22 protein-coding genes and 1 pseudogene are annotated in these 24,561 nt (G+C 69.0%); 11 read left to right on the top strand and 12 right to left on the bottom strand.

Translation table 11 applies throughout. The features are described 5' to 3' along the window. Nucleotides 1-326: 326 nt before the first annotated feature. From OG470_RS30630 to OG470_RS30620, 3 genes are read left to right on the top strand one after another with little or no spacing between them, the layout of a single operon-like run. Complete coding sequence (locus OG470_RS30630) at nucleotides 327-1,409, top strand: substrate-binding periplasmic protein (RefSeq protein WP_328417897.1); 1,083 nt, start codon at nucleotides 327-329, stop codon at nucleotides 1,407-1,409. Next, complete coding sequence (locus tag OG470_RS30625) at nucleotides 1,406-2,839, top strand: hypothetical protein (RefSeq protein ID WP_328417895.1); 1,434 nt, start codon at nucleotides 1,406-1,408, stop codon at nucleotides 2,837-2,839. The genes OG470_RS30630 and OG470_RS30625 overlap by 4 nt, the downstream gene beginning before the upstream one ends. Next, nucleotides 2,836-4,047 (top strand): MFS transporter, encoded by a 1,212-nt coding sequence (locus OG470_RS30620; protein ID WP_328417893.1) that lies wholly within the window; start codon nucleotides 2,836-2,838, stop codon nucleotides 4,045-4,047. Before OG470_RS30625 ends, OG470_RS30620 begins: the two co-directional genes overlap by 4 nt. Nucleotides 4,048-4,276: 229 nt before the next feature. On the opposite strand, the gene OG470_RS30615 is transcribed toward OG470_RS30620, so the two are convergent. Then, nucleotides 4,277-4,948, bottom strand: a complete 672-nt coding sequence (locus OG470_RS30615; protein WP_328417892.1) for a response regulator — start codon at nucleotides 4,946-4,948, stop codon at nucleotides 4,277-4,279. After that, the gene (locus OG470_RS30610) at nucleotides 4,945-6,612 is read right to left on the bottom strand and encodes a sensor histidine kinase (protein ID WP_328417890.1); all 1,668 of its coding nucleotides are present in this window, start codon (nucleotides 6,610-6,612) and stop codon (nucleotides 4,945-4,947) included. Before OG470_RS30610 ends, OG470_RS30615 begins: the two co-directional genes overlap by 4 nt. A gap of 99 nt (nucleotides 6,613-6,711) precedes the next feature. On the opposite strand from OG470_RS30610, the gene OG470_RS30605 reads away from it, so the two are divergent. From OG470_RS30605 to rraA, 5 genes are all read left to right on the top strand, one after another. Next, complete coding sequence (locus OG470_RS30605) at nucleotides 6,712-7,719, top strand: Bug family tripartite tricarboxylate transporter substrate binding protein (RefSeq protein WP_328417888.1); 1,008 nt, start codon at nucleotides 6,712-6,714, stop codon at nucleotides 7,717-7,719. Between the two features lie 5 nt (nucleotides 7,720-7,724). Beyond that, complete coding sequence (locus tag OG470_RS30600) at nucleotides 7,725-8,453, top strand: tripartite tricarboxylate transporter TctB family protein (protein ID WP_328417886.1); 729 nt, start codon at nucleotides 7,725-7,727, stop codon at nucleotides 8,451-8,453. After that, entirely contained in the window at nucleotides 8,453-9,955 is a 1,503-nt protein-coding gene (locus tag OG470_RS30595; protein ID WP_328417884.1) for a tripartite tricarboxylate transporter permease, read from the top strand. The genes OG470_RS30600 and OG470_RS30595 overlap by 1 nt, the downstream gene beginning before the upstream one ends. Beyond that, complete coding sequence (locus OG470_RS30590; RefSeq protein WP_328417882.1) at nucleotides 9,952-10,344, top strand: universal stress protein; 393 nt, start codon at nucleotides 9,952-9,954, stop codon at nucleotides 10,342-10,344. Before OG470_RS30595 ends, OG470_RS30590 begins: the two co-directional genes overlap by 4 nt. A 163-nt stretch (nucleotides 10,345-10,507) precedes the next feature. Next, a complete protein-coding gene (gene rraA / locus OG470_RS30585) occupies nucleotides 10,508-10,990 on the top strand; it encodes a ribonuclease E activity regulator RraA (RefSeq protein WP_328417880.1) in 483 nt (160 codons plus the stop codon). A 495-nt stretch (nucleotides 10,991-11,485) separates the two neighbouring features. On the opposite strand, the gene OG470_RS30580 is transcribed toward rraA, so the two are convergent. Further along, nucleotides 11,486-11,833 (bottom strand): ArsR/SmtB family transcription factor, encoded by a 348-nt coding sequence (locus tag OG470_RS30580; protein ID WP_328417878.1) that lies wholly within the window; start codon nucleotides 11,831-11,833, stop codon nucleotides 11,486-11,488. After that, nucleotides 11,830-12,903 carry an NAD(P)-dependent malic enzyme gene (locus OG470_RS30575; protein WP_328417876.1) on the bottom strand — a complete coding sequence of 358 codons (1,074 nt, stop codon included), beginning with the start codon at nucleotides 12,901-12,903 and terminating at the stop codon, nucleotides 11,830-11,832. Before OG470_RS30575 ends, OG470_RS30580 begins: the two co-directional genes overlap by 4 nt. Nucleotides 12,904-13,429: 526 nt before the next feature. Here OG470_RS30575 and OG470_RS30570 point away from each other — a divergent pair. Then, a complete protein-coding gene (locus tag OG470_RS30570) occupies nucleotides 13,430-13,639 on the top strand; it encodes a DUF2795 domain-containing protein (RefSeq protein ID WP_328417874.1) in 210 nt (69 codons plus the stop codon). A gap of 105 nt (nucleotides 13,640-13,744) precedes the next feature. Here the strand turns inward: OG470_RS30570 and OG470_RS30565 are convergent, their stop codons facing one another. From OG470_RS30565 to OG470_RS30555, 3 genes are all read right to left on the bottom strand, one after another. Beyond that, nucleotides 13,745-14,062 carry a hypothetical protein gene (locus OG470_RS30565; RefSeq protein ID WP_328417872.1) on the bottom strand — a complete coding sequence of 106 codons (318 nt, stop codon included), beginning with the start codon at nucleotides 14,060-14,062 and terminating at the stop codon, nucleotides 13,745-13,747. 31 nt (nucleotides 14,063-14,093) lie between these two features. Next, nucleotides 14,094-15,734 (bottom strand): SulP family inorganic anion transporter, encoded by a 1,641-nt coding sequence (locus OG470_RS30560; RefSeq protein ID WP_328426696.1) that lies wholly within the window; start codon nucleotides 15,732-15,734, stop codon nucleotides 14,094-14,096. A gap of 74 nt (nucleotides 15,735-15,808) precedes the next feature. After that, the gene (locus OG470_RS30555) at nucleotides 15,809-16,174 is read right to left on the bottom strand and encodes an ArsR/SmtB family transcription factor (RefSeq protein WP_328417870.1); all 366 of its coding nucleotides are present in this window, start codon (nucleotides 16,172-16,174) and stop codon (nucleotides 15,809-15,811) included. 991 nt (nucleotides 16,175-17,165) lie between these two features. Here OG470_RS30555 and OG470_RS30550 point away from each other — a divergent pair. Further along, complete coding sequence (locus OG470_RS30550; RefSeq protein ID WP_328417869.1) at nucleotides 17,166-18,248, top strand: FUSC family protein; 1,083 nt, start codon at nucleotides 17,166-17,168, stop codon at nucleotides 18,246-18,248. 251 nt (nucleotides 18,249-18,499) lie between these two features. Here the strand turns inward: OG470_RS30550 and OG470_RS30545 are convergent, their stop codons facing one another. The 3 genes from OG470_RS30545 to OG470_RS30535 all read right to left on the bottom strand — a co-directional run bounded on the left by OG470_RS30545 (nucleotide 18,500) and on the right by OG470_RS30535 (nucleotide 21,577). After that, nucleotides 18,500-19,789 (bottom strand): D-alanyl-D-alanine carboxypeptidase family protein, encoded by a 1,290-nt coding sequence (locus tag OG470_RS30545; protein WP_328417868.1) that lies wholly within the window; start codon nucleotides 19,787-19,789, stop codon nucleotides 18,500-18,502. A gap of 196 nt (nucleotides 19,790-19,985) precedes the next feature. After that, a complete protein-coding gene (locus tag OG470_RS30540) occupies nucleotides 19,986-20,990 on the bottom strand; it encodes a CU044_5270 family protein (RefSeq protein ID WP_328417867.1) in 1,005 nt (334 codons plus the stop codon). Continuing rightward, nucleotides 20,987-21,577, bottom strand: a complete 591-nt coding sequence (locus tag OG470_RS30535; RefSeq protein WP_328417865.1) for an RNA polymerase sigma factor — start codon at nucleotides 21,575-21,577, stop codon at nucleotides 20,987-20,989. Before OG470_RS30535 ends, OG470_RS30540 begins: the two co-directional genes overlap by 4 nt. A 127-nt stretch (nucleotides 21,578-21,704) precedes the next feature. On the opposite strand from OG470_RS30535, the pseudogene OG470_RS37400 reads away from it, so the two are divergent. Continuing rightward, nucleotides 21,705-21,881: pseudogene (locus OG470_RS37400) on the top strand (transposase); the annotation flags it as partial. 198 nt (nucleotides 21,882-22,079) lie between these two features. On the opposite strand, the gene OG470_RS30530 reads toward OG470_RS37400, so the two are convergent. Together OG470_RS30530 and OG470_RS30525 are read right to left on the bottom strand one after the other, a co-directional pair. Then, nucleotides 22,080-24,113 carry an amylo-alpha-1,6-glucosidase gene (locus OG470_RS30530; RefSeq protein ID WP_328417863.1) on the bottom strand — a complete coding sequence of 678 codons (2,034 nt, stop codon included), beginning with the start codon at nucleotides 24,111-24,113 and terminating at the stop codon, nucleotides 22,080-22,082. Next, nucleotides 24,110-24,487: an SCP2 sterol-binding domain-containing protein gene (locus tag OG470_RS30525; RefSeq protein ID WP_328417861.1), complete on the bottom strand. Its 378-nt coding sequence runs from the start codon at nucleotides 24,485-24,487 to the stop codon at nucleotides 24,110-24,112. Before OG470_RS30525 ends, OG470_RS30530 begins: the two co-directional genes overlap by 4 nt. Nucleotides 24,488-24,561: the final 74 nt, after the last annotated feature.

Here is a 24,561-nt window from a genome sequence, read left to right as displayed (position 1 = left end):
GAACGGCATCTAGCTAGTCCTCGCCCCACAGGCGATCGGCGGCCACGCCGACCACCTCGTCGTCGCATCGGCCGTGGCCGCACTGGCGTCCGAGGCACTGCGGCGGCGAAACATGCCGTGCGCGCGGCCAACACCCGACCCGCCGCCGGCCCGTCGCCGCGGGAGCGCGGTGGCCACGTGCCCGTCCACTTCGGATGGATCGTCGTGTGCGCGGATGTATGTGTCCAGCCCCGGCGACCGTAGCGGCGTACATTGCGCGACGTGATGGTGCACGGCGTATCGGCGCCGGCATCCCTGGCGGCGTCGTCCGGATAGGATGATCGGCCGTGTCCCCTCACTCGCGCACGCTATCCGCATTGCTGAAACCGCTACGGAATTGGGGCATGGTCCTGGTCCTGTCGATGGCGGTGGTCGTGTCCGGGGCGATCGTGGCCGTCAAGCTGCGCTCTTCCCCCGTCTCTCCCTCCCGGCCGGTGCTGATCTCCAGTGGAGCGTGGGCTCCGTTCGTGGGGCCTGAGCTGCCCGACGGTGGACCGGTCACGAAGTTGGTCGTCGAGGTCCTCAACAGATCTGGGTATTCCCCCGAGATCAGCTACACGTCGTGGTCCCTTGCCGAGGAACAGGTCGCTTCGGGCTCCGCTGTCGGGGTGTTTCCACTGGTGAGCAGCGGATCGCGGCACGCCAATTTCCTGATTTCCGATCCACTCATCGACTTCGAGTACGTCCTGTTCTACGACCGTCGTGTCGGCAAGCCGCAGATCTCCCCGGCTGCGAACCTGAGCGCGTTGCGGGTGGGCAGGATCGCCGGCTACGACTACTGGCACGAACTGGAGTCGGCGGTGACCGACTTCGTTGAGTTCGACTCAGCGTTGGATGGCTTCCGGGCTCTGGCCGATGGCAGGATCGACCTACTCGCCGAAGGTCTGCTCTCCGGCCACGCGGTGCTGACCGATCCGTCCTTCGCCGGGGACGCCGGGAACTTTGCCTACCTGCAGGACGGCGGCCCGCTGGTGCACTCGGTGCAGGGCCTGCACTTCATGATGGCGGACACTAGTGCGGCCACCTCCGTGATGAAGGAGTTCAACAAGGAACTGGCGAAGATGCGTCAGGGCCCGGCGTACGAGGAGATCGTCTCGGAGCTCGAGCCGTCCGCGGTCGGGGACGTTACCTTGACCCCGTCCGGTAAGACGGGTTTGGTGGAACTGCTGAACGCCGATGGGAAGCTGGTGCTGCTTGCCCCGGGAGGTACGCGGGCACGCGTGCTCACCTGGCCCAAGGAGTTCGTCGGCTCCGCCGGAACACCCTCCGAAAACATCCTCGTCGAGGTGAAGGTCACTAATGGCCCGGCGAAGGGCCGCGTCCTCTACGTGGACGCCCGTGCCCTGCAAATCGAGGCGGAAGGGCGATGACCGAGCTGCGGATCCTCGCCCCAGTGGTGGTGGATTATTACGCCGTGCCCGGAGCATCTCTGCGCGATCCCAGGGCTTACGCCCAGTTCTGGGCCAAGCAGCAGCCGGCCGTAGACGAGCTGCTGGAGCTCCTGGTCCCCGATTCTGTGAACGAGGGCCCCGGGACGTCCCCAGCCGTCGTGCTGGAACACACCAGGGCCACCAGCTCACTGAACCTCTACCGCACCATCAGCGACCACGCAGTGGAGCGCACGTTTCACGTCCTCACCGGCAAGCTGGCCCCGGAGCACCTGCCGGGCGAGTTCGGCGGGGCCATCGACGCCCTGCACGTTGGGGTCACCGAGATCGGCTTTCGACTCTACGACCACGGCCTGATGCTGCTGGAGTTGCTGGCAGACGTGCAACGGTCGCTTACCGAGCCCAACGACGGCCTCGAGGCCCACCTCGACGACCTCCAGGCCCGCGCGGTGACGATGGGTGAGCGGGTGGCGCGTGAGACCGTTCAGCGATACTTGAATCCGGTGCTCGACCTACTGCGCCAGGCCGACCGCGACGAGCAGATCCTCGTCGCGGCCACACCTGCGGGCGACCCGGTGACGGCGGAGTTCGGCGAGTCGCTGTGGGTCACCCGCAGCCTCGTGGTGGACCCGTCAGAGTCGGGTATCGAGAGGGTGGTGCGGCACTGGGTCAAGGACGTGGTGACGGCCGGAGACGGCGAGACGACCCCGGCGGACCGATTGTTGGACGGCGACCTCGACCACCTCGTGCGCTGGCTGAACTACATCTTCATGGATCGAACTGGTGCGGGCGGTCGGATGTTGCCCGGTGACCCGTTCCGGGACCAGTGGGACGCGTTGCGCTACGCGCAGGTGTTCTACGGTGTTCTGGACCGCATCGACACCCGCCTGTCGAAGATCGTGGCGGACTCAGCGGCGCCAGCTTCCCGCTGGGACCTCGAGCAGCTCAAGGGGCAGCTGATGAGCCTGAGCAAGCGGGCCGAGCTGATCATCATGGAGCGCCGCGACCTGTCGAAATACCTCAAGCGCGCCGTACGCGTGGAGATGGACGCGATCCTCGAGTTCTGGGACTACGAGAACGTCCTGGAGCAGCCGGTGCGGTTCAAGATCGAGATTTGCGACCGACGCCTGGCCGAACTTGCCTCGAGGCGCACAGCTCGGTCGACGATGTTCACCGACCTCATCCTGTTGGGCATCGGTGTGACGTCGATCCTCGGCACGGCCTTGGCGGTGACCGAGTTCGGACGGTCGATAGCCAGCGATCCGGGCACGGCAATCTACGACCTGGGCCAGTCCTCCGCAATGGAGTGGATCGCCGCACAGCCAGCGGACGCGATCCTCATTACCTCTGGACTGGTCTCAGTGCTGCTAGTGCTGGTGTACCTGTTCTTCCGTCGCGACAACGGCTCATGAGGACAGCGCTTCGCAGCCGTTCAATACGCACCTTTGCGGCCACCCAATTCCTGCTCGAGGTGCAATTCTGGTTCCCGATCTGGCTTATCTACCTGCTGGACCTGGGCTTCCCGCTGACAACGGCAGTGCTTGCCGACGCGGTATTCCGGCTCGTCTCGGTGGTATGCGAGTTCCCGGTGGGAGTGGTCGCGGACCTGATCGGGCGGCGGCGCACCTACCTGGCCCTGACCGGTGGGACAGTGCTGACGTTCGCGGTGATCACCCAGATCCAGTCCGTGCAGTTGCTGTTCGGGGCATGGGTGCTGTGGGGTGTGCTGTGGGCGCTGACATCTGGGGCGGCCAGCACCTACCTGTACGAACTGTGCGCCCACGACGAACTCGACGTCAACCCGTCCAAAGCCTTCGGGCTGGTCCGGGCCACCGGCCATGTGTCCATACTGCTCTCACTCCTGACTGCCGGGTACCTGTATGAGGTGGATCCGCGGCTGCCGTTCGCCGTCACCTCTGTCCTGGCTGGAGTGGCGCTCGTGCTCGCGTTCACGCTGCCGGAAGTCAGCGGGCCGAGGGTGGTCTCCACGCTCACCTCGGTGATGGCGGACATTCGTGGCGCGGCGGCTGACGCGAGGGTGCGCCGGGCCGTGTGGCTGGGCGCCCTGCTGCTGTTGGTCGGGTGGAGCGCCCGCATTCTGTTCCAGCCGTTGGCGCTGGAACTGGGCATGTCCGTGCGGGTCGCCGGGTGGATGTATGCGGCGTTCGCGGCTGCCTCAGTGCTGGGTGGGTTGGTGGCCGGGTACACGGGCGAACTGCACCGGCGGTTGGCCCTGACCACGGCGTTCGTCCTCATCCTTGCCGCTCTAGTGGCCACGAGTCAGGTGATCTGGCTCGGCCCGTTCATGTTTTTGCCGGTGATGGGATTCGGTTACGCCCTGGGCACGACGGTGCTGGAGGTCTTCACCAATGAAGTCACCCCACAAGCGGTGCGCGCCATGATCTTTGGGGTGATGACCTGCATAGGTGGGGTTGGCATCGCCGTGGCCCGCCCCGCGCTCGGAGTGCTGGCAAATGACCACTCCACCGCGTTCGCGTTCGGAGTGTGGGCCGGCGTCGGTGCGGTTTTGGTGGGCCTGGGCGTGCTGGTGATCCGTCGGGTCCACCCGGAGCGCCGACCTACGCCCCGCCAACGAGCGGCTGGACCCATACCGAGGTGATGGCCCGGTCGAGGCTGGGCCGGGATTCCCGACCTGCTTCACAGCCAAACGGCCGGCCCTACAGGAGCGATCGTCGCCCGACAGCCGACATCGTGCTGGCGGAATCCGCCAACCGTCAGGGTGATGCCTGCGGCGGCCACCATGAGATCCGGGCGTGCAGTCTCTTCCAGCCACGGCAGCAGCCGGCTACTGTCCCGCCGGCGGTCCGCTGGCACGCCCGCAGCAGTCGTCACCCGACCCAGCTGTAGCGGCGTTCCGGCCGGCCGGCTGCGCCGTAGCGCAGGGTCACCGCCGCCCGTCCGGTACCCGAGAAGTGCTCCAGGTAGCGACGGGCGCTGACCCGGGAGATTCCCACCCGGTCCCCGCATTCGGCTGCCGAGAGGGTGCCGGAGTTGTCCCGGAGTGCGCGTTCCACCAGCTCCGCGGTCTCAGTGCTAAGGCCCCGGGGCAGGGCGGATGTGACGTGCGAGCTGCTACGGGACAACACCCGGTCCACGTCGGCCTGGTCGCTGACCACCGCCGCACGCAGCGTGTTTCGGCGCGCGGCGTACTGCTCCAGCCGGGTGCGCAGCTCGTCGAACCCGAAGGGCTTGAGCAGATAGTTGACCGCGCCGTAGCGGACCGCCCGGCGGATCGCCTCGGCCTCCCGGGCGGCGCTGATCACCAGGATGTCGCAGTCGTGCTGGGCGGCGCGCAGCCGGGTCACCACGTCGAGGCCGAACATGTCCGGCAGGTAGAGGTCGAGCAGCACCAGGTCGGGCCGGAACTCGTCGACAGCGGCGACGGCCTGCTCGCCGGTGCCCGCGGTGCCGACGACCCGGAAGCCGTCCATCCGCTCGACGAACCCCCGGTGGATCCGGGCGACCATGAAGTCATCGTCGACGACCAGGACGTCGATCAACGAACTCCCTCCAGGATGGTGGCCACCGACATCCGTGCGGTGAACATCGCGCCCTCCTCGGTGTTCGTCACCGTGATCTCCCCGCCGCGCCGGTTGCAGACCAGCCGAGTGAGCGCCAGCCCGATACCGCGCTCGCCGCCTTGCGCCGCCTTCGTGGTGAAGCCTTGGGTGAAGACTTCCTGAGCCAGCTCCGGGGCGATCCCCGGCCCCGAGTCCCGGACGATGATCTCCACGGACGAGGCGTCCTGGCGCAGCTCAACCTCCACCCAGGCCGATCCGTCCGCTGCGCCGGTGCCGCCGGCGGCCGGGCCGGCGTCCCGGCCGTCGACGACGGCGTCCACGGCGTTGTCGACCAGGTTGCCCAGCACCGTGGCGACGTCCGCGGTGATCTCCGGCTCCATCCGGTCCAGGCTGGTCCGTTCGGAGACCCGCAGCTCCACGCGACGCTCGGCGGCCACCGCGGACTTCGCCATCAGCAGCGCGGCGACCGCGGTGTCGTGGATCCGGCTGGTCACGGTCAGGTCGAGCGACGCCCGGTGCCGGCTCAGCGCGTCCACGTACCGGACCACCTCGTCGTGTTCGCCGATCTGGATCAGCCCGGAGATGGTGTGCAACTGATTGGCGAACTCGTGGGTCTGCGCGCGGAGCAGCTCCGCGGTGCTGCGGAACGACCCGATCTCCCGTTCCAGCCGGGCCAGCTCGGTGCGGTCCCGCAGCGTGGTCACCGAACCGAGCCGGCGACCGTCCTTGTTGACCGTCATCCGGTTCATCACCAGCACCCGGCCGGCGCGGACGACGACCTCGTCGCGGGCCTCCGGACCGTCGCCGGTGCCGGCCAGCACATCCCGCAGTCGGCCGGAGATGCGCAGGTCGGCGAGGCTGAGCCCGAGGCACTGCTCGGGCAAATCGAGCAGCCGCCGCCCGACGGCGTTCACCAGGGTGACCCGCAGTTGCGGGTCCAGCGCGATGACTCCCTCGGCGATGCCGTGCAGCAACGCCTCTCGGTGCTCCGCCAGCCCGGCGATCTCCCGCGGCTCCAGGCCCAGGGTCTGCCGCTTGATCCGCCGGGCCAGCAGCCAGGACCCGACCACCCCGAGAGCGCTGGCGATGCCGAGATAGGTCAAGAGGTACGAGGAGGCGCCGACCATTCGCTGCGACCACGTCGGCGAGGCCTCACCGATCACCACGGCACCCAGGTAGCGGCCGAGGTTTTCCTTGCGGTCGTCGAGTACCGGAACCTGGGCCACCAGTTCCCGCGATCGGTCGACCTCCAGCTCGCCGAACCAGCTACGGCCGTCGGTTACTCGGGGATCGCCTAGCACTACCGCGGTGCCCACCAGGGTGGGGTTGGTGGAGCTGACCACCCGGCCGCGGGCGTCGGCGACGCTGACCGTGGTCACGCCGGCCTGGGTCAGCACGTTCTGCACCAGCGGCGCGATCGTCTCCGCTGGTGCCGGCTGGGTGAGGCGGTCGCGCAGAAGCCGGTTGCCGGCGAGCTGCTCGCCGAGGGCGGCGACGCGGCGGCCCTCCACCCGGTTGAAGGTCGCTGCCGACTGGGCCAGGGACACGGCGGCGACGGCCAGCAGCACCACGACGATGATCGCGAGCTGGAGGACCAGCAGCTGCCCGGCCAGGGTGCGGCGTCGGGGCGTGATCGCGACCACAAAGACCTCAATTTCCGCTGGTGACAGAAGGCAGACACGGAGTCCGCCAGGAGGCCATCATCTTGCCGCCGGACTCCTTCGAAACGGAAGAGAAACATGATGGCAACTCGGAGAAACATGCTGGTCATGGGTGTCGCCGCCGCGACGGCGCTGGCGCTGGGTGCCTGCGGCGCCACCGCCGGACAAGACGAGGGCGGGTCCGGCGATGACGGGAAGCCGGTGGCCGGCCTGCGGATCATGGTGCCGAACACCCCCGGCGGCGGGTACGACACCACGGCCCGCACCGCCGCCAAGGTGATGGAGGACGCGAAGATCGCCACCGGCGTGCAGGTGTTCAACCTGCCCGGCGCGGGCGGCACCGTTGGCCTCCAGCGGATGGTGAACGAGAAGGGCAACGGCAAGCTCGCCATGCAGATGGGGTTGGGCGTGGTCGGTGCCTCCTATACCTCCAAGTCGTCCGCGACGCTCACCCAGACGACCCCGCTGGCCAAGATGATCGAGGAAGCCGGTGCCATCGTGGTGCCGAAGGATTCGCCGTACAAGACGATCGGCGATCTGGTCACCGCCTGGAAGAAGGACCCGAAGAAGATTGCCGTCGGCGGCGGCTCCTCGCCAGGCGGGCCGGACCACCTGCTGCCCATGCAGCTCGCCAAGACGGTCGGCATCGACCCGCGCCAGGTCAACTTCGTCTCGTACGACGGCGGCGGCGAACTGCTGCCGGCGGTGCTCGGCGGCAAGGTGGCCTTCGGCGCCAGCGGCTTCGGCGAGTTCCTCGACCAGGTCGAGGCGGGCCAGCTCCGGGTCCTCGCGGTGACCAGCGAGGAGCCGATTGAGGCGCTCAAAGAGGTGCCGACCCTCAAGGCGTCCGGGATCGACCTGGTCTTCACGAACTGGCGCGGCATCGTCGCCCCGCCCGGCATCAGTGACGGCGACAAGAAGGTCTGGATCGATGCGCTGACGAAGATGCACGAGTCCGCGGAGTGGAAGGCCGAGCTGGCCAAGCGAGGCTGGAACGACGCCTTCGTGACCGGTGACGCCTTCGCCACCTTCCTCACCGACCAGGACGCGTCCGTGGCCGACCTGCTCAAGCAGCTCGGGCTGGCGTGACCGGCATGACGACCCGACCGGACCGGGGCGGCGACCCGCCGCCCCGCCCGGCGGCGCCGGGGGCGACCGCTCCCGTCGTACCGCCGATCCCGGCACAGCCGACCGCGGGGGCCGCCGATCCGATGCCCCCCACGACGGAGACCGAGACGGCCGCGGAGCGTACGCCGGACCTGCCCCCGGTGGCGCGGCCAACAGCGGCCGACGACCGGCCGCCGGTTGCGGATGCGCCGGACGGCGCGCCTCGGACAGCGAAGCCGGACCCGGCGCAGTACGGCGTCTGCGCATTCCTCGCCGTGGTCGGCGCACTGGTCATCGTCGACGCGATGCGGATCGGGCACGCGATCAGCAGCGCCGACCCAATCGGGCCGAAGCCGGTGCCGATCCTGCTCGGCGCACTGCTGCTGGTGGTCGCCGCGATCTACGCAGTGGACGTGGCGCGCGGCGGCGCGGGTGAGCCCGAAGCCGGCGAGGACGTCGACCTGAGCAGCCCGATCGACTGGCGGACGGTTCTCCTGCTGATCGGCGCCTTCCTGGTCAACGCGGTGCTGATCGACCGGCTCGGATGGGTGATCAGCGGCACCCTGCTGTTCTGGGGTTCGGCGTTCGCGCTGGGCAACCGGCACTACATCCGCAACCTGCTGATCGCCGTCGCCCTGTCGCTGATCACCTTCTACACGTTCGCCATCGGGCTGGGCGTCAACCTGCCCGCCGGCGTCCTGCAGGGAATCCTCTGATGGACAATTTCGGCCACCTGCTCGACGGGTTCGCCAATGTGCTGACCCCGATGAACCTGCTGATCGCGCTGCTCGGCGTGACCATCGGCACCGCCGTCGGTGTGCTGCCCGGCATCGGCCCGGCGATGACGGTCGCGCTGCTGCTGCCGGTCACCTACGGGATGGAGCCGACGCAGGCGTTCATCATGTTCGCCGGCATCTTCTACGGCGGCATGTACGGCGGCTCGACCACCTCGATCCTGCTGAACACCCCCGGCGAGTCGTCCTCAGTGGTGACCGCGATCGAGGGCAACAAGATGGCGAAGGCGGGTCGGGCCGCGCAGGCACTGGCCACCGCCGCGATCGGCTCCTTCGTCGCCGGCACCATCGCCACCCTGCTGCTGGTCGTGGTCACCCCACCGGTGGTGGCATTCGCGATCAGCCTCGGCGCGCCGGACTACTTCGCACTGATGCTGCTCTCGTTCGTGGCGGTGACCGCGGTTCTCGGCGCGTCCCGGGTGCGTGGCTTCGCCTCGCTGCTGATCGGCCTGGTCATCGGCGTGATCGGGATCGACCAGACCGGCCAGCAGCGCCTCACCTTCGGCATCCCGCAACTCGCCGACGGTATCGACGTGGTGGTGGTCGCGGTGGGCATCTTCGCCGTCGGCGAGGCGCTCTGGATCGCCGCGCACCTGCGGCGCAAGGCCGCCGAGGTGATCCCGGTGGGTCGCCCCTGGATGGGCCGGCAGGACTGGAAGCGGTCCTGGAAGCCCTGGCTGCGCGGCACCGCGTATGGGTTCCCGTTCGGGGCGCTGCCGGCGGGCGGGGCGGAGATCCCGACCTTCCTGTCGTACGCGACCGAAAAGAAGCTGTCGAAGCACCCGGAGGAGTTCGGCAAGGGCGCGATCGAGGGTGTCGCCGGGCCGGAGGCGGCAAACAATGCCTCCGCCGCCGGAACGCTGGTGCCCATGCTGGCGATCGGCCTGCCGACCAACGCCACGGCCGCGGTCATGCTGGCGGCCTTTCAGCAGTACGGCATCCAGCCCGGCCCGCTGCTCTTCGAACGGGAGTCCGGCCTGGTCTGGACCCTGATCGCCAGCCTCTTTGTCGGCAACCTGCTGTTGCTCGTGCTCAACCTGCCACTCGCGCCCGCCTGGGCCCGGCTGCTGCGGGTTCCGCGGCCGTATCTCTACGCCGGGATCATCTTCTTCGCCTCGATGGGCGCGTACGCGGTCAACGCCCAGCCGTTCGACCTGTTCCTGTTGCTCACCCTCGGCCTGATCGGGTTCGGGATGCGGCGCTTCGGGCTGCCGATCCTGCCGCTGATCGTCGGGGTGATCCTCGGCCCCCGGGCGGAACTTCAGGGCCGGCGGGCGCTGCAGCTCTCCGGTGGCGAGCTCTCCGGGCTGCTCGGTGGCTGGGTGTCCTGGCTGATCTACGCCACCGTGCTGGTGGTGCTGCTCTGGCCGCTGCTCGGCCGGTTCCTCGTACGACCGCTTCGGGAAAGGTTGGTGACCGGATGACCGTGCTTGTGGGGTACGTGCCGTCGGCGTTGGGCGAGGCGGTCCTGTGCGCGGCGGTTGAGCAGGCCCGGTTCCGCGATGAGCCGGTGCTCGTGGTCAACACCTCGCGTGGGGAAGCGTACGTCGACCCGCGGTTCGCTCAGGACCACGACCTCGAACGTGTCCGCCGGGAGTTGACCGGGCTGGGCGTGCGGCACAGCGTCCGGCAGTTGGTGCGGGGCCGTGACGCGGCCGATGAGATCCTCGAGCTGGCCGAGTCCGAGGACGTGTCGCTGGTGGTGATCGGGATCCGGCACCGGACGCCGGTGGGCAAGATGATCATGGGCTCCACCGCGCAGGAGATCCTGCTCGGCGCCCGCTGCCCGGTTCTCGCCGTCAAGGTTGACTAAGTGCGACGCTTTCTGCCGTCCGCGGGGACCCTTTCCTGAACCAGCCGGAGCGGAAGGGAATCCCTGTGCCAGCCTCAAACCGCACCCAGCGGCCGTCACCGCCACCGGACTACGCCCGTCACCGTCCCTGGATCCGACACCCAAAGTGGAAGAAGGACGAACCATGCAGGCCCCCACCGCAGACCTTTACGACCGGTACATGGACGAACTCGGCTCGTGCGACACGCAGCTGCGCCAGTTCGGTGGAATCCACGCCTTCAGCGGACCGGCGGTCACCGTGCGCTGCTTTGAGGACAACGCCCTGCTGAAGTCGGTCGTCTCCGCACCGGGTGAGGGGCGGGTGCTGGTGGTGGACGGTGGCGGGTCCGTGCACACGGCTCTGATGGGCGACGTGATCGCCGGTATGGCGGCGGAGAACGGCTGGGCGGGTGTGGTGATCAACGGTGCCGTCCGCGATGTCGCCGCCCTGCGCGCCCTTCCGATCGGCATCAAGGCGCTCGGCTCCAACCCCCGCAAGAGCGCCAAGACCGGGGCCGGCGAGCGGAATGTGCCGGTGGCGTTCGGAAACTGCACCTTCAATCCCGGCGCCGAGGTTCACAGCGACGACGACGGCATCGTCGTCCTGCCCTTCGGCCGGCGCGCGTAGGCATGGAAGGAGGGCTCCCTCCCGGCGGAGAGTTCTCTACGGCCACGAGGGACGGCGGGACGCCCTCCCGGAGAGGGGGCGCGCTTCCCGAGCCGGGCCGGGTGCACGAAGAGTTCCCGCCGGGCGGCAGCCCCTCCCCGAGCGTCCAACCCTCGGCGGCGGCAGTCTGGTTCACCGGCCCGTCGAGCCGCGCAGGGCGGACACGATCGCAGCGGGTTCCGGCGGGCAGCCCGGCACCTGCACGTCCACCGCCATCACGTCGGACACCGGTCAACACGTCAGCGTGCGGCAGCGAGGCCACCAGCCGTACCCCATGCCGCTCGAGGTCATACACCAGGCTGAGCCGGCAGCGGCCCCATCGGGGCCTCGGGCGCGGGTTCGGCCGGCCGACCTACGCTGCGGATTTTGCCGATCAGCCCCAATGTCCGCTCCGATCATCGACGCCATCGGCTCCTGCTCATGAGGGCCACCGTGCTGCCGACCTTGACCGCTTGTTCACGAGGGTTCAGCGCGCTCGGTCGCGGCACGCAGGTCACCCAGCAGTTCGGCCTGACTGGTCAACACCTCGGTCAGGATCCGCCGCGCCACCGCCAGCAACTCGGCTACGTGCGGGCTGACCAGCGAGTAGTACACGGTCGAACCATCTCGGCGGGTCACCACCAGGTTCGCCCGGCGTAGCACCGCCAGTTGCTGCGACAGGTGCGCCGCCTCGATACCCACCTGCGGCAGCAGCTCCGAGACCGCGTGCTCCCGTTCGGCGAGGAGTTCGAGGGTCCGGATCCGCGCCGGATGCCCCAAAATCTTGAAAAACTCAGCTTTAGCCTGATACAACGGCGTGCTCACGGGCCCACCCCTTCCTGCGGGGATACGTTACGAGCCGTGTCCTGCCGGAGCACGCCACCGGCCGCCGGAGCGACACGGCGCCGCCGCTCGGCCGCGACCGCCGCCACCGCCCCGGCCACCGTGGGCGCCACCTGTTCGTCGAGCACCTCGGGTAGCAGCCGGGTGGTCGACAGCGCCTCCCGCGGCACCAGCCCGGCCAGCACATCAGCGGCGGCCAGCCGCATCGGCATTGTGATCCGCGGCGCCCGCGCATCCAACGCACCCCGGAACACGCCCGGGAACGCCAGCGCGTTGTCGACCCGGTTCGGGTAGTCGCCGTGCCCAGTGGCTACCACTGCGGCGATGTCACTCACCAGCTCAGGACGAATCTCCGGCTCCGGGGCGGCCAACGCGAACACCACCGGCGCCTCGCCCATCGACGCCACCAATGCCCGGGTTAGCACCCCCGCCCGAGACAATCCCACCACCGCGTCCGCCCCCGCTAGGGCATCGGCCAGCCCGCCACGGACCCGTCGCCGGTTGGTCAATTCGGCCAGCCGTGCCTCGTGCGGCGGCAACCAGGGCATGTCGTCGCGGTGCAGCACCCCGCCCCGGACCACCACCACCACATCGGTGGCGCCGCCCGCCACCAGCAACTTCGCCGTCGCCGTACCCGCCGGGCCGGCCCCGACCACGACCAGCCGCGCCGACTCCACACGCTTGCCCACCACCCGCAATGCGTTGCGCAGCGCGGCCAGGACCACGATCGCTGTGCCGTGCTGGTCGTCGTGGAACACCGGAATGTCCAGCGCCTCCTGCAGCCGCCGCTCCACCTCGAAACAGGCCGGCGCGGCAATCGCCTCCAGGTCGATCCCCCCGAACGAGGGGGCCAGAGCCCGCACCGCCGCCACGAACTCGTCCGGGTGCTTGGTGCCCAGGCAGACCGGGACCGCGTCAATCCCGGCCAGGTGGACGAATAGGGCCGCCTTGCCCTCCATCACCGCCAATGCCGCCGCCGGCCCCACATCACCCAGGCCCAGCACCGCCGTGCCATCGGTCACCACCGCCACCCGGTTACGCCGCCCGGTCACCTCGCCAGCCGCGCCCGGGTCAACTCGTTGGCTTTCGTTCCGCGCTCCGCCCGTGGCCCCCAACTGGTCCGGCCGCCGTTGCAGCCGTGCCGGGCCTCCACTATTGGCATCCATCCGGTGACGCCGCCTACTCCTCGGCGATCCGCGACGTCCAGGCGTCGGTCATCCGGACCGGTGCGGCGTAAGCCAGTTCCCGGTCCGGCCACCCTTCGACCCAAACGAATCTCATGACTTGCTAAAGTTAGCAAGTCATCAGAGCGCCAAGAAGCCAATGCTGTGAAGGCGTGACTGGTGACCCCGCTCATGGCAAAGCTCCGAGTCCGTTCCGCCCGCAACCCCTGTCAGGCGGAACGGACTCCCCGTGCACCGTTACCTCGCCGCGCCGTAGCGGCGCGCTGACCCGGCATGGCCCGCCGATCCTTCTCTCGTACGGCGGGCCATGCCGCCTTACCGCAACGGAACTACCTCGCGTTGGCAACCATCCCTTCGGCGCCGATGGGCGGCCGGCAATCAACGAGGAGAAGTCGTGCTCTCAGTCACCCGCACCGAACTCGCCAGCCACATCGCTACGGCGTTCGACGCCGGCCGCGCCGGCCGTGCTGAGCTGCTCGCCGCAGCCGCGAGCAGCCATGCCCGGCCGCAGGTGATCGCGGTGCTACAGCGGCTGCCCGACCAGGAATACGGCAGCATCCGCGACTTGTGGCGCCACCTGGCCGACGTACCCATCGGTGGTTGATCTCGCCGCACACCCGCTCCGGATGCCGGGGCGTGCCCGTCCGTCGGCGTCGTCTCCAGCGGCCACCTGCGCAGGGAGAAGCTTCCAACGCCACACCCCAGTCGGCTATTGCTGGGCGCCCGGCAGCCGGACTGCGCCTCGGGAGAGTCTGAACAGCCACAGGAGCATGATCCGCAGCATGGCGGTGAGGCCGGCACGGTCGCCGACGCGCTGCAGTTCGCGGGCACGACTGACCACGGTGATGAGCCTTTTGCCGTAGTCGGCCCACAGCGGGGCATGCCAGTGGATGCGGACCGCGAGCCCGGCCAGCTTCGCCGCGACCCTTCGGTCGCCCACCGGTAGCGTGTCAAGGTCGGGTAGCAGGCCGACGCGCAACGTCAGATAGGTGTCCCACGCCGCACGTCGGGCCGGTTCCATCGCCATGTCCGCCTTCCTAGCTGCGGTAACGCCGCCGTCATGATCGTCCGGGCGGGTCGAGTACGTTCCGCTGCGCGGTGGCCAGGACGCCGGTGTGATGCAGATGGGCTCGGGCTGCGGCGATCGCCTCTGGCGTACCGGGAAAAACGCGGTCTGCGGCGCGGAGTCGGTCGAGCACGCCGACCGCGTCGAGGGTCTTCTCGTGTCCCGCTGGGACGCCGGAGACGTATACCGTGATGCCACGGTGTTCGAGACGTTCGATCGCGTCGCGCAGCACGAGCGCGCCGGTGCCGTCGATCGTCGACACCCTTGACATGCGCAAGATGATCACCCGCACGTCCGCCACCTGGGACAGTTCGAGCAGGAACCGGTGGGCGGCGGCGAAGAACAGCGGCCCGTCGAAGCGGTAGGCCACGATGTGCTCGCGGAGCAGGGCGGCCTCCTCGACGTGATGATCGGTGATGTCGAGCGGGACCTCCTCCAGCCGAGCCGCACGCGCGATCTTGCGGATGGCCAGGGCGGCAGCGAGGACGAGGCCGATTCCCACCGCGGCGATCAGGTCCAGGGCGAGGGTGGCGATCGCGGTCAGAGCCATGATGAGAGCGTCAGAGCGGGTCGAGCGGGCCAGCGCGGCCAGCGAACCCACCTCGACCATGCGCACAGCCGTGGCCAGCAGCACCCCGGCCAGCGCGGCGAGCGGAATGTAGGCCACCAGCGGGGCGGCCACCAAGATGATCACCGCCAGGGCAATCGCGTGGGTCAGCGAGGCGAGCCGCGACTGGGCTCCGGAGCGGACGTTGACTGCGGTGCGGGCGATCGCCGCCGTCGCCGGTACACCGCCGAAAAGCGGGGTCACCAAGTTCGCCACTCCCTGACCGAACAGTTCCCGATCCGGGTCGTGGCGCTGGTTGACGGTCATGCCGTCGGCGACGGTCGCCGACAGCAGGCTCTCCAACGCAGCCAGGGCAGCGACCGCCAACGCCGAGCTGAACAACGTCGGCACCGCGGCCAGGTCCAGAAAACCCAGCGAGGGAACGGGAAGGGTGGCCGGCAGGACACCGATGCGGGTGACATTGAGCGACAACAGTTGCCCGAGTACGGTGGCCGTGGCCACCGCGATCAGCGAGAACGGCACCGTGGGGCGCCAACGCGCACCGGCCAGCATCGCCGCCGCCACCCCGAGCGCCAATATCAGCGCGGGCCAGTTCGGGTGGCTGGCGAACTCGACCAGCGCTCGCCAGGCCACCGCGGCGACCTTCTCGCCGTCCGGGTTCGGCACCCCCAACGCTGCGGGAACCTGTTGCAGGAAGATCACCGCAGCGATTCCCACGGTGAAGCCCTCCACCACCGGAGCCGGCACGTAACGCACGTATCGGCCGGCGCGGAGCAGGGCCAGAGCCAGCAGAATCACGCCCGCCAGCACACCGACGGTGAGCACACCTCCGGGTCCGTAGGTCGCCACGATCGGCACCAGCACCACCGTCATCGCGCCGGTAGGCCCAGACACCTGCAGATTGGACCCGCCGAACAGTGCCGCGAGGATCCCGGCCACGATGGCGGTCGCCAGGCCGGCGGCCGCCCCCAGGCCGGAGGACACCCCGAACCCCAGCGCCAAGGGCAGCGCGACCACCGCAACCGTGAGCCCAGCAATGAGGTCGCGGCGGGGCTGCCGACGCATCGCGGCGACATCCGCCTTCGTCGGCAGCAGGACAGCCACCCGGCGCCAGGTTGAGCGGGCGAGGGCGGCGGCGCTCACCGCGGCACCGGGAGCGACGGGTCGTCGGCGTTGTCCTGGTCCTCGCGGAGCGTCTCAAGCAGCTCAGCCTGACCTGTCAGCATCTCGGTGAGGAAGCGTCGGGCCGCCCGCATCAGATCGGCCACGTCCGGGCCTGCGAGTGCGTAGATGACCGCCGACCCGTCCCGCCGGGACGTCACGATCCCGGCCCGGCGCAGCACCGACAGCTGCTGAGACAGGCTTGACGCCTCGATCTCCACCTCAGCCAGCAGATCCCGCACCGGCATCGGCCCATCGCCAAGCAGCTCCAGTACCCGGATACGCACCGGATGCCCGAGCGTGCGGAAGAACTCCGCTTTTCTCTCGTACAGCGGTAGCGCCACACGCCCTCCCAGCATGACTAGCAATTAGGCAATTGAAGACCTCTTCATATGGTTGAGTGACTGCAGCCCCGCCCGAAGTGATCCTCGACACTCCGGCGCCGACCCGCGCACATGGTCCAGGCGGGAAACCCGCGCACATGGTCCGGCGGGAAACCCCAGTACCGACCCTTCAACCACCCGGCATCGCCTAACGACTTGCCGCACCTAGCGGGTCACCGCGGCTGCGGTGAGTTCGACAGCCGGGCTCGCGCTCCGGGGCCGCTGCGCCCCGCCTGTGCCCGGCGGCTTGGCGCGCAAGCCCGGGGAACCCGGGGCCGCCGGAGAATGACAGGCCGGCGGGGTGGCAAACCGGTGGGCCGGCAGCCAGCCGGGGCGCGGCGGCCGTAGCGTCGTAGCGCGAGTCACCACCGGCCGTCGCGGGGATGCGGCGTGGAGTGTGCGGGGCCGCCCATGCAGGGTCACGGGGGAGTCGCTGTACGGCGGCCCCTGCGGGCCGCCCTTGACCCCGGAGCCTCTGCGACCTCTCGGGCCGGCCGGCTATTGCCGGCAGGCCACTGGCCCGCCCGGAGGTGCACGCGCCGCATCCCGTCCCCGGCCTTGTCGCACACCACGGTCCCATCGCGGGCAGCGCGAGAACCCGTGTCAAGGTTCGGTTGACTGCACGGGCTTCCTTACCAGATCCATTCCGTTGATGCCGGGACCAGGCGACTGGGATCCAGGAGAATGGAGCCGTGGCCTCGGACCAAGAAGCACTCCAGCGGCCCACGAAATCAGCCAGGCGGTCTGTGAGCTGGGGCATCCGTGCCCCGAGGGCCCGGAATTCCGGGCCTACCCCATGCGCAAGTCGCTACCAGGCCAGCGCTGCATCAGCGTGCCCGGCCACACCTCGCAGGACCACCACCCCGAGCGGTGACCGCAGACATGACCCCGCGCCTCCGTTGCTCCTCGGAGGTTGAACGTGCGTAGCCGAGATCGGGGTCTGGGAGAGGAGATGGTGTGGCGAGAAAGCCGGGGGGCTTACGAGCGGCTTCGCACCTACCTCATTATCGCGGTTCAAGCGGGTGCAGCGGTCGGTCTGTCCTGGTTCATCGCGCGCGACGTGCTGCACAATCCGCAGCCGTTGTTTGCGCCTGCCGCCGCGATCGGCACGATCGCAGCGGCTCTTGGCAATCGGATCAGGCGAGCGGCGGAACTTATCGCCGGGGTGATTGTCGGGGTGCTGATCGGACAGTTGATCCTCCAGATCATCGGGACGGGACCTGTACAAACCGCCTTGATCGTGGCGTTTGCGATCTCGTCGGCAGCGTTGATCCACGGGAGCGGCGCCGTCATGGTGCATGCAGGAAGCACCGCCTTGCTGCTGGGAACGCTGTCTGCGGAACATTCACAGCTGGCTGTGGCGCGGACCGTCAACGGGCTGATCGGAGGGACGACCGCGATCGCCGTGGCGCTGCTGATCATTCCGGCCAACCCCGTCCGCGTCGTCAATCGCTCTGCCGGCCCGACGCTGGATGTCTTCGCACGTAGTCTCACGGCTGCCGCTCAGGCATTGGAGCAGCGTGACGTTCGACAGGCCGAGGGCGCCTCGCAGCGCTTGGTTGCGGCAGAGGAGGAGAGAAACAAGACGGTCGAGATGGTCGCTGCGGCGGCGGAGATCGCGGTTCTCTCACCCTGGCGGTGGCGACGATTAGGAATTCTGCGCCGCTACCAGCATGCCTCCCAGCACCTCCAATACGCCTATTCCAACAGCCGAGAGATGTCGCATTGGGTCGTATCGACGCTACGGCAGCGTGAGCCGATACCGGCCAGCCTTCCAGCGTCGATCGAGCACCTCAGCCAGGCGGTGAGGCTGCTGCATCGCGACTTCCTCGCCGGCCGAGAGCCCGACCTTGCGCGCGCACGGGCACAGCAGGCCATCGAGGAAGTCAACCAAGCAAGCGCCGAGGATATTGGGTTCTGCGGGAAGGTGCTCGCTTCGCGGCTACGTCTTGCCATCAGCGAGGTGCTTCAAGCATCCGGAGTGCTGAAGGCAGAGGCAAATCGGCAGGCGGGGTTGACGGCCGACGCGAGCTGACTAAACAACCTGTTGCTGTCGTCATATGGCGCAGGTCGACCACCACCACACCGGTTCCGTGGACACCGAGAAGCCCTGCCAACACTCCACCAACCTGTCCGCATCCGACGACCAGCACGCCAGCCTCGACGTCGCTCCGGCCCCTCGGCATCCGCTACCCCGATCCATTCGACAAGCCCAGGGCTACGACTCCGTGAGACTCATGCCGCCCGAGCGCCTGGCCGGCGGCGTCGGGCCAGAGCGCCGCCGGCTCAGCGGTGCTGTCGGATGCGATCCCAGGTGCTGGGCGCCTCCAGCCGTACGCCGGTGCGTAGCGCGGTGGCGACCGGCGTGCCCTCGCCGACGACCGCGCTGACCCGGCCGTGTTCGGCCTTGGCCGGCAGCCGTGCCGGTACGGCCGGGATGTCGATGTCCAGCCTTACCCGCATGCCCGGCCACCCCACCACGGTCAGGTCCTTCGACGCGTTGATCGTCGTGCTGGCGCCGAGCGGCCCCCGCACGGTGGCGACCTGATCGCCGGCCTGGACGATCGAGTGCACCGTAATCGCGGCGGCGGCGGTGCGGACCAGCGGACGGGTCGCCCGGAACACCCGGTCCAGCTGCACAGGGGTGTTGGCGCCGGGCTGCCCCAGGACGGCGCCCACGACGGTGATTTTCCGGCCGCCGACCTTGACGACGGCGGCGAAGACGAGGCAGCCGCCGGCCTCGTCGGTGGACCCGGTCTTGATCCCCACGACGCCGTCTTGGCCGACCAGGGAGTTGTAGTTCTGCACGATGCCGGCGATGGGCAGGGTGGCCTTCTTCTGCGCCACGATCTCCGCGAACGCCGGCAGTTGCATCGCCTTGCGGGCCAGGATCACCTGGTCGACGGCGGTGCTCATGGTGTCCGGGTCGAGCCCGGCCGGATCGGTGTAGTGGGTGTGGGTCATGCCGAGCGCGGCGGCGGTGTCGTTCATCTTGGCGACGAAGGCCTCGACGCTGCCGGCGTCCCAGGCGGCGAGGATCCGCGCCATGTTGTTCGCCGACGGGAGCAGCACCGCCTGGAGTGCCTGGCGTTCGGTGAAGACCGCGCCCGCGACGACCGGCACGAGGGACTCGCCGCGCGCCAGCTCTCTCGGGTATGCGGCGGCCTGCTTTGCGCTGACGGTGAGCTTCGGTCCCTGCTGGCCTCGCTTGAGCGGGTGCTCGGTCAGGATGAGGTACGCGGTCATCACCTTGGCCACGCTCGCGATCGGCACCGGGTTACTCCCGCCCGACGTGCCAAGCGAGCCCAGCCCTTCGACCGAGAGGGCAGCCTGCCCGGTCTTCGGCCACGGCACCGCCGGGGGCGTGCCGGGGATGATCGTCGACGCCGGCAGGGTCCGCGTGACGGTCGGCGCGGGCAACGGGCGGCGCAGCGGCTCGACCGCGACCAACGCGGTACCGGCCAGGAGCACGGTCAGCAGGCCACTGATCAGCACCGAGAGGCCGCGTGCGTGACGCCGACTCGGCGGTTGTGGCGGGACCGGTTCGATCACCTGGGTCGTGGCAGAGTCGAGCATCCTGATATCTCCCCCGTGTGGCATGCCGGCGAACCTAACATCGCCGGCGCGCTGATCTTGGTATCACTGACGTGGGCGCTGCCGGTGAACCGGCAGCGCGTGGCTCGGGCATGGACGACCCGTGTGACCAGCTGTACTCCGAGTGCCGATGTACGGGGCGGGCAGGGACCCCGCGCGCCCGCTCGCCCCGTACCGGTCACTTCGGCAGTTGCCCGGCGCTGCTGACGACTGCGACGGTCAGCACCGCCGTCGAGTTGATCGTCTGTCCGGCCTTCATCCCGTCCTGGTCGCGGACGACCACCGACCGCTCACCGAGGTACGCGTAGCTCTGCCGGTCGAAGATCAGCTCGGTGCGGAAGCCCTGCACCTCGTTCAGAGCCAGCGCCACCCCGGCCCGCCCGGCCTCGTCTGTGACGTCGCCGACCACCCGTACACCGGGAATCTTGGCGACCGCGGTGAAGACCGCGGCGAGCGACGCCGGCGACAGGTACGCCTCCCGGATCAGGTCGCCGGCCGCGGTGAACGCCTGTTGGTCGCGCGGGTTCTTGGTGCCCGCTCCCTTGGCGTAGAGGTACACCAGCATGGCGTCGGCGTCGGTCGGCACGTCCGCGTGGTGGCCGGGGGTGGGCGTGCACTCCACCTCGGCGGTCTTTCCGTACTTGGTGGCGACACTCTTGCCGTCGCGGCAGCCGGGCAGCGGGGTCTCGTCCCAGTCACCGGCGCCGCCGCGCGGACGCTCGCGGAGCAGCCCGTCCCGGCTGCCGTCGGCGGAGAGCCAGATCTGGCGCTGCGTCGGTCTGGTCGTCCCCGGCCCGGGCTCGGCCTCGTTCCGGCTCAGCGCCGTGGCAATCGACTCGATGTAGACGAACTGGTTGCCTGGCACGGTGACGGCGGGCTGGCGTTGCGCCTGGGCGGCGGCGGCGGCCAGGATCCGCTCAGCGGCCGACGCACTGGACGCCGGGGCCTGGCCGTCCATCGGCACTACCTGGGTGACCAGGACGCCGGCGGTGAGCACCGCCGCCATCCCGCCCACCGCGGCCATGCGCCAACCGAACCGGGGCGCAGTGAACCGGGGCGCCCGGAACCGGCCGTGGGGATGCCTCGCCTCGGTCAGCACGCGGTGTCGCAGCCGGGCCGGCGGGACGGCCGTGTCCGGGTCGAGCGTCCTGCCGAATTTGTCCAGGGTCTTCAGGTCGTTCATCGGTCCACCTCGAGGAAGTCAGCGGGGTTGGTGTCGCCGAGCGCGTCGCGCAGCTTCCGGCGGGCGCGGTGCAGCCGGGAGCGCACCGTGCCGATCTTGATGTGTAGGGTCTCGGCGACCTCCTCATAGCTGAGATCGCTCCAGGCGACGAGCAGCAGCACGTCGCGGTCGCCGGGAGTGAGTCGGCGTAGCGCGTCGACCAGCGGGCGGCGGTTCGCCTGGGCGCTGACCGAGGCGGCGACGCGGTCGGCGAACCCGTCGGCGATGTCGCCGCTCCCGGCCCGTCCCATGGCCCGGTAGCGGGCCTCCTCGGCCCGGCGGTGCCGGGCGATCTCTTTGGTGAGGATGCCGTAGAACCACGGTCGGGCGTCAGTGCGGGTGAGGTCGTAGGCCCCCCGCCGCCGGAACGCGGCGAGGAAGGTCTCGGCGACCACGTCCTCGGCGCGTTCCGGCCCGATCCGCCGGTGGGCGTATCGGTAGAGCTGGGCGGCGTACCGGTCGTACAGCACCCCGAACTGTTCGGCGTCACTCCGGGACTCCGCGATGGCCGTGGCATCGCTGACGCCACCGCCCACCACCGCGGTCACCACGGTGGACGGTTCTGTTTGAGCGGACTCACGAATGGACCTCCCGTCCACGGACGATCTGACACCCTGTCTCTCCTCCAGCGCCGTATCGAGTTCTCGACGGGTGTGCGTGGACGGGGTCGCCGACCGCCGCGGTCACGGAGCGCTTTATGACGCCCTCGCCTGCGGCGACGGGACATCAACCGGTTGCGCACCGCCCTCGCGACGGTGCCGCTGCCACGGGCAGCCGACGGCCGCCTCATTCTGGCGGTGGTCATCACCTGTTGGCTTCGGCCGGAGGCTACACACCTCCCCGCAGCGGATCACGCCCTAGCTGGGTTGCGAGCCGACCCGGGTTTGGAGACTGACGCATGGTCGAGCTGGGTTGACCACCTTCGGTGAGCAGTGGCGCTCGCCGCGCTGCAGGTGGTGGTCGCGACGGTGGCCTTCGTCTTGGTCGTGGCCGCCGCCTTCCGCGTCGTCGGCATGGCCGCGCGGTACGCCGCCTGAGCACCGTCGGCTCTCAGTCGATGCGCCCGCGTCCGAAGGCGTCGGCGCGACCCCACCGGCCAGGGATGTCCCGCAGTTCGATCCGGCCGATCTCTCGGGACACCGCCGGTCTGGTCACCATGTGCTCCCCGCGCGGCTCCAACCCGAGCATGGTCCGCAGCAGTAGCAAGGGGGTGCCCGTCGACCACGCCTGCGGACTGCAAGCCGTCGGATATCGCACGGGATATCTGGTCAGCTCCCGGTCATGTCCGGCGAAGGCCTCTGGCAGTCGACCGTCGAAGAATTCGGCTGCGTCGATGATGCCCTGGGCGATGTGCGCGGCTTCCTGGGTGAAGCCGTAGCGGCGTAGTCCCCAGGCGATGAAGGAGTTGTCGAAGGGCCAGACGGTGCCGACGTGGTAGCCGAGGGGGTTGTATCGGGCCTCTCCCTTCGCGAGGGTGCGGACGCCCCAGCCGGAGAACAGTCGGGGGCCGAGGAGGTGTTCGGCGATCTTCGCGGCTCGGGACTGGTCGACGATGCCGCTCCACAGCAGGTGGCCGATGTTGGAGGACAGCGCGTCGACCTGGCCGCCGTCGGCGTCGAGAGCGAGTGCGTAGTATTCGCCGTCCTCCACCCAGAAGTCCCGGTTGAACCGTTCCTTGAGCTCGGCGGCTTCCCGTTCGAGGCGGTCGGCGTACGCCGGGTCGTTCCAGAACTCGCGGGCCAGGCGGGCGCCGCGGATCTTGGCGTCGTAGGCGTAGCCCTGCAACTCGCAGGTGGCGCGGGGCAGGCCGGGCAGCCTGCCGTCGCGGTAGGAGATCGCGTCCCAGGAGTCCTTCCAGCACTGGTTTTCCAGGCCATTGACCTCGTTGCGGCGCTGGTACCAGATGTAGCCGTTGCCCATGATGTCGCCGTACTCGCCGATCCAGTGCAGAGCCGCCCGCGCAGAGCGCTCAAGAAGCCGCACCGCATTGTCGTCTCCGGTCCACCGCTCATATTCGTCGATGAGGATCACGTAAAGGGGCGTCGCGTCGGCGCTGCCGAAATACGGTGAGTGCGGCTGCTCCTCGAACCCGACCGTTTCCCCGTAGCGCAACTCGTGCATGATCTTTCCCGGCTCCTCCTCGCGAAAATCGTCCAACACGACGCCCTGCACCAGCGTCAGAAGGCGCAGCGTCGTAGCGGCGAGATGCGGTGCGAACGGCAACGCCTGCAGACTGGTGAAGATGCTGTCACGACCGAAGATGGCCATGAACCACGGCAGCCCGGCGGCAGGCAGGCGTTGTCCGCCGGCCGTGAGCGGCGTGAAACGCAGCGCGGCGAGGTCGACGAGGCTGCGCCGGTAGGTCCTCATCAGTGATTCGGAGTCGCAGACCAGGCGGGGTCTTTCAGCGAGCCACCGGTCCAGGTCCAGGCGCATCTCCTTCTTGACCCGACCGGGACTGCCCTGGAGGCTCTCCCGGATATCACGGCCGTTCAAGCCCAATGTCTGCACGTGCAGCTCGGTTACCCATTCGGCACGTGGCCCGATCCTGACGTCGTACGTCAGCCCGTGCTCGTCGATCCGGGCCGGCTCGGTGCTGGAGATGACTGTCTCCCGCTGGAACTGCTCGCGCTTGTAGCCGAGGCGCAGGCACCCGTTTTCGACCCGCGTGTAGTAATCTCCCTTCTTCTCCCGCACGTCTTTGATCTCGAACAGATCGGCGAAGTCGCTGCCGACCTCGAACCGGATCCGGAGGTCGACCGGCTCACCTTGGTGGTTGACCACCGTCAACCGTTCGTGGAAGCTGCTACCGATCGAGCGTTCGCGGATGGCCGAAATCTTGGGGTCGACAAGAGGAGTCGGAGCAACCGGGACGAGAAAGAACCGCGTTTCGAAGTACTCGATGTCGTCGACCGTGAGCGCGCTGAGTCGTTCACCGTCGATGCTGAGCAGCCATTTCGACAGGAACCGGGTATCAAACGAGAACAGGCCGGTCGGGATGGTGGGAGACGCGTCGAAGTCGCCGGTGTCCTCACTGACCACGAAAGTGTTGCCGTCGAGAAGCCTGACGAGATCCTCAGTCATGCCTGCCGTCTCCGCTCCCAGGCGAACATCCGCGGGTGGTGCGCGCCAGGCGGCCCCGGGAAGGCTCGCTGAATGAGGCGGGCCAGCCGCACCTCGCCCTCGGCCCTGAGTTCGTTACGCACCCACGCCGCGTACAGGTTCTCCTCGCCGCTGACGATCCGGTCGAAGAGCCCCTTGTCGACGCGGACGACCGAGTCGGCCTCGCGCTCCTCTCTCGAAACGCGGACATCACCCTGCTGGATCACCACGAACCAACGGTCGACCCCGTGATCGTGTTCGAGATCGAAGCGTATGGTGCCGGTGGCCTCCTGGAGCAGGGGTTCGTGGCCGCGGTGGTCGAGCCCGTCGAAGAACTCCGCCGTAGGATCCGACATCAGACTCCCTCGGTCAGTTCTGACCAGCACAGCATCACCCGGGCCGGGGCACCTCGGCATCACCCGTATCGGAT

It is taken from the genome of Micromonospora sp. NBC_00389 (assembly GCF_036059255.1).
Taxonomy (GTDB): Bacteria; Actinomycetota; Actinomycetes; order Mycobacteriales; family Micromonosporaceae; genus Micromonospora.
The sequence above is the reverse complement of the archived record's forward strand: the minus strand, read 5'-3'. Positions and strand labels throughout refer to the sequence as shown.

What these genes read in the sequence shown, in the direction of transcription:
- OG470_RS30560 (WP_328426696.1), bottom strand. Translation starts at nt 15,734, where the DNA reads ATGCGTCGGCAGCCCCGCCGCGACCTCATTGCTGGGCTCACGGTTGCG.
- OG470_RS30600 (WP_328417886.1), top strand. Translation starts at nt 7,725, where the DNA reads ATGACGACCCGACCGGACCGGGGCGGCGACCCGCCGCCCCGCCCGGCG.
- OG470_RS30620 (WP_328417893.1), top strand. Translation starts at nt 2,836, where the DNA reads ATGAGGACAGCGCTTCGCAGCCGTTCAATACGCACCTTTGCGGCCACC.
- OG470_RS30605 (WP_328417888.1), top strand. Translation starts at nt 6,712, where the DNA reads ATGGCAACTCGGAGAAACATGCTGGTCATGGGTGTCGCCGCCGCGACG.
- OG470_RS30625 (WP_328417895.1), top strand. Translation starts at nt 1,406, where the DNA reads ATGACCGAGCTGCGGATCCTCGCCCCAGTGGTGGTGGATTATTACGCC.
- OG470_RS30550 (WP_328417869.1), top strand. Translation starts at nt 17,166, where the DNA reads ATGGTGTGGCGAGAAAGCCGGGGGGCTTACGAGCGGCTTCGCACCTAC.
- OG470_RS30595 (WP_328417884.1), top strand. Translation starts at nt 8,453, where the DNA reads ATGGACAATTTCGGCCACCTGCTCGACGGGTTCGCCAATGTGCTGACC.
- OG470_RS30530 (WP_328417863.1), bottom strand. Translation starts at nt 24,113, where the DNA reads ATGACTGAGGATCTCGTCAGGCTTCTCGACGGCAACACTTTCGTGGTC.
- OG470_RS30545 (WP_328417868.1), bottom strand. Translation starts at nt 19,789, where the DNA reads ATGCTCGACTCTGCCACGACCCAGGTGATCGAACCGGTCCCGCCACAA.
- OG470_RS30525 (WP_328417861.1), bottom strand. Translation starts at nt 24,487, where the DNA reads ATGTCGGATCCTACGGCGGAGTTCTTCGACGGGCTCGACCACCGCGGC.
- rraA (WP_328417880.1), top strand. Translation starts at nt 10,508, where the DNA reads ATGCAGGCCCCCACCGCAGACCTTTACGACCGGTACATGGACGAACTC.
- OG470_RS30540 (WP_328417867.1), bottom strand. Translation starts at nt 20,990, where the DNA reads ATGAACGACCTGAAGACCCTGGACAAATTCGGCAGGACGCTCGACCCG.
- OG470_RS30590 (WP_328417882.1), top strand. Translation starts at nt 9,952, where the DNA reads ATGACCGTGCTTGTGGGGTACGTGCCGTCGGCGTTGGGCGAGGCGGTC.
- OG470_RS30565 (WP_328417872.1), bottom strand. Translation starts at nt 14,062, where the DNA reads ATGGCGATGGAACCGGCCCGACGTGCGGCGTGGGACACCTATCTGACG.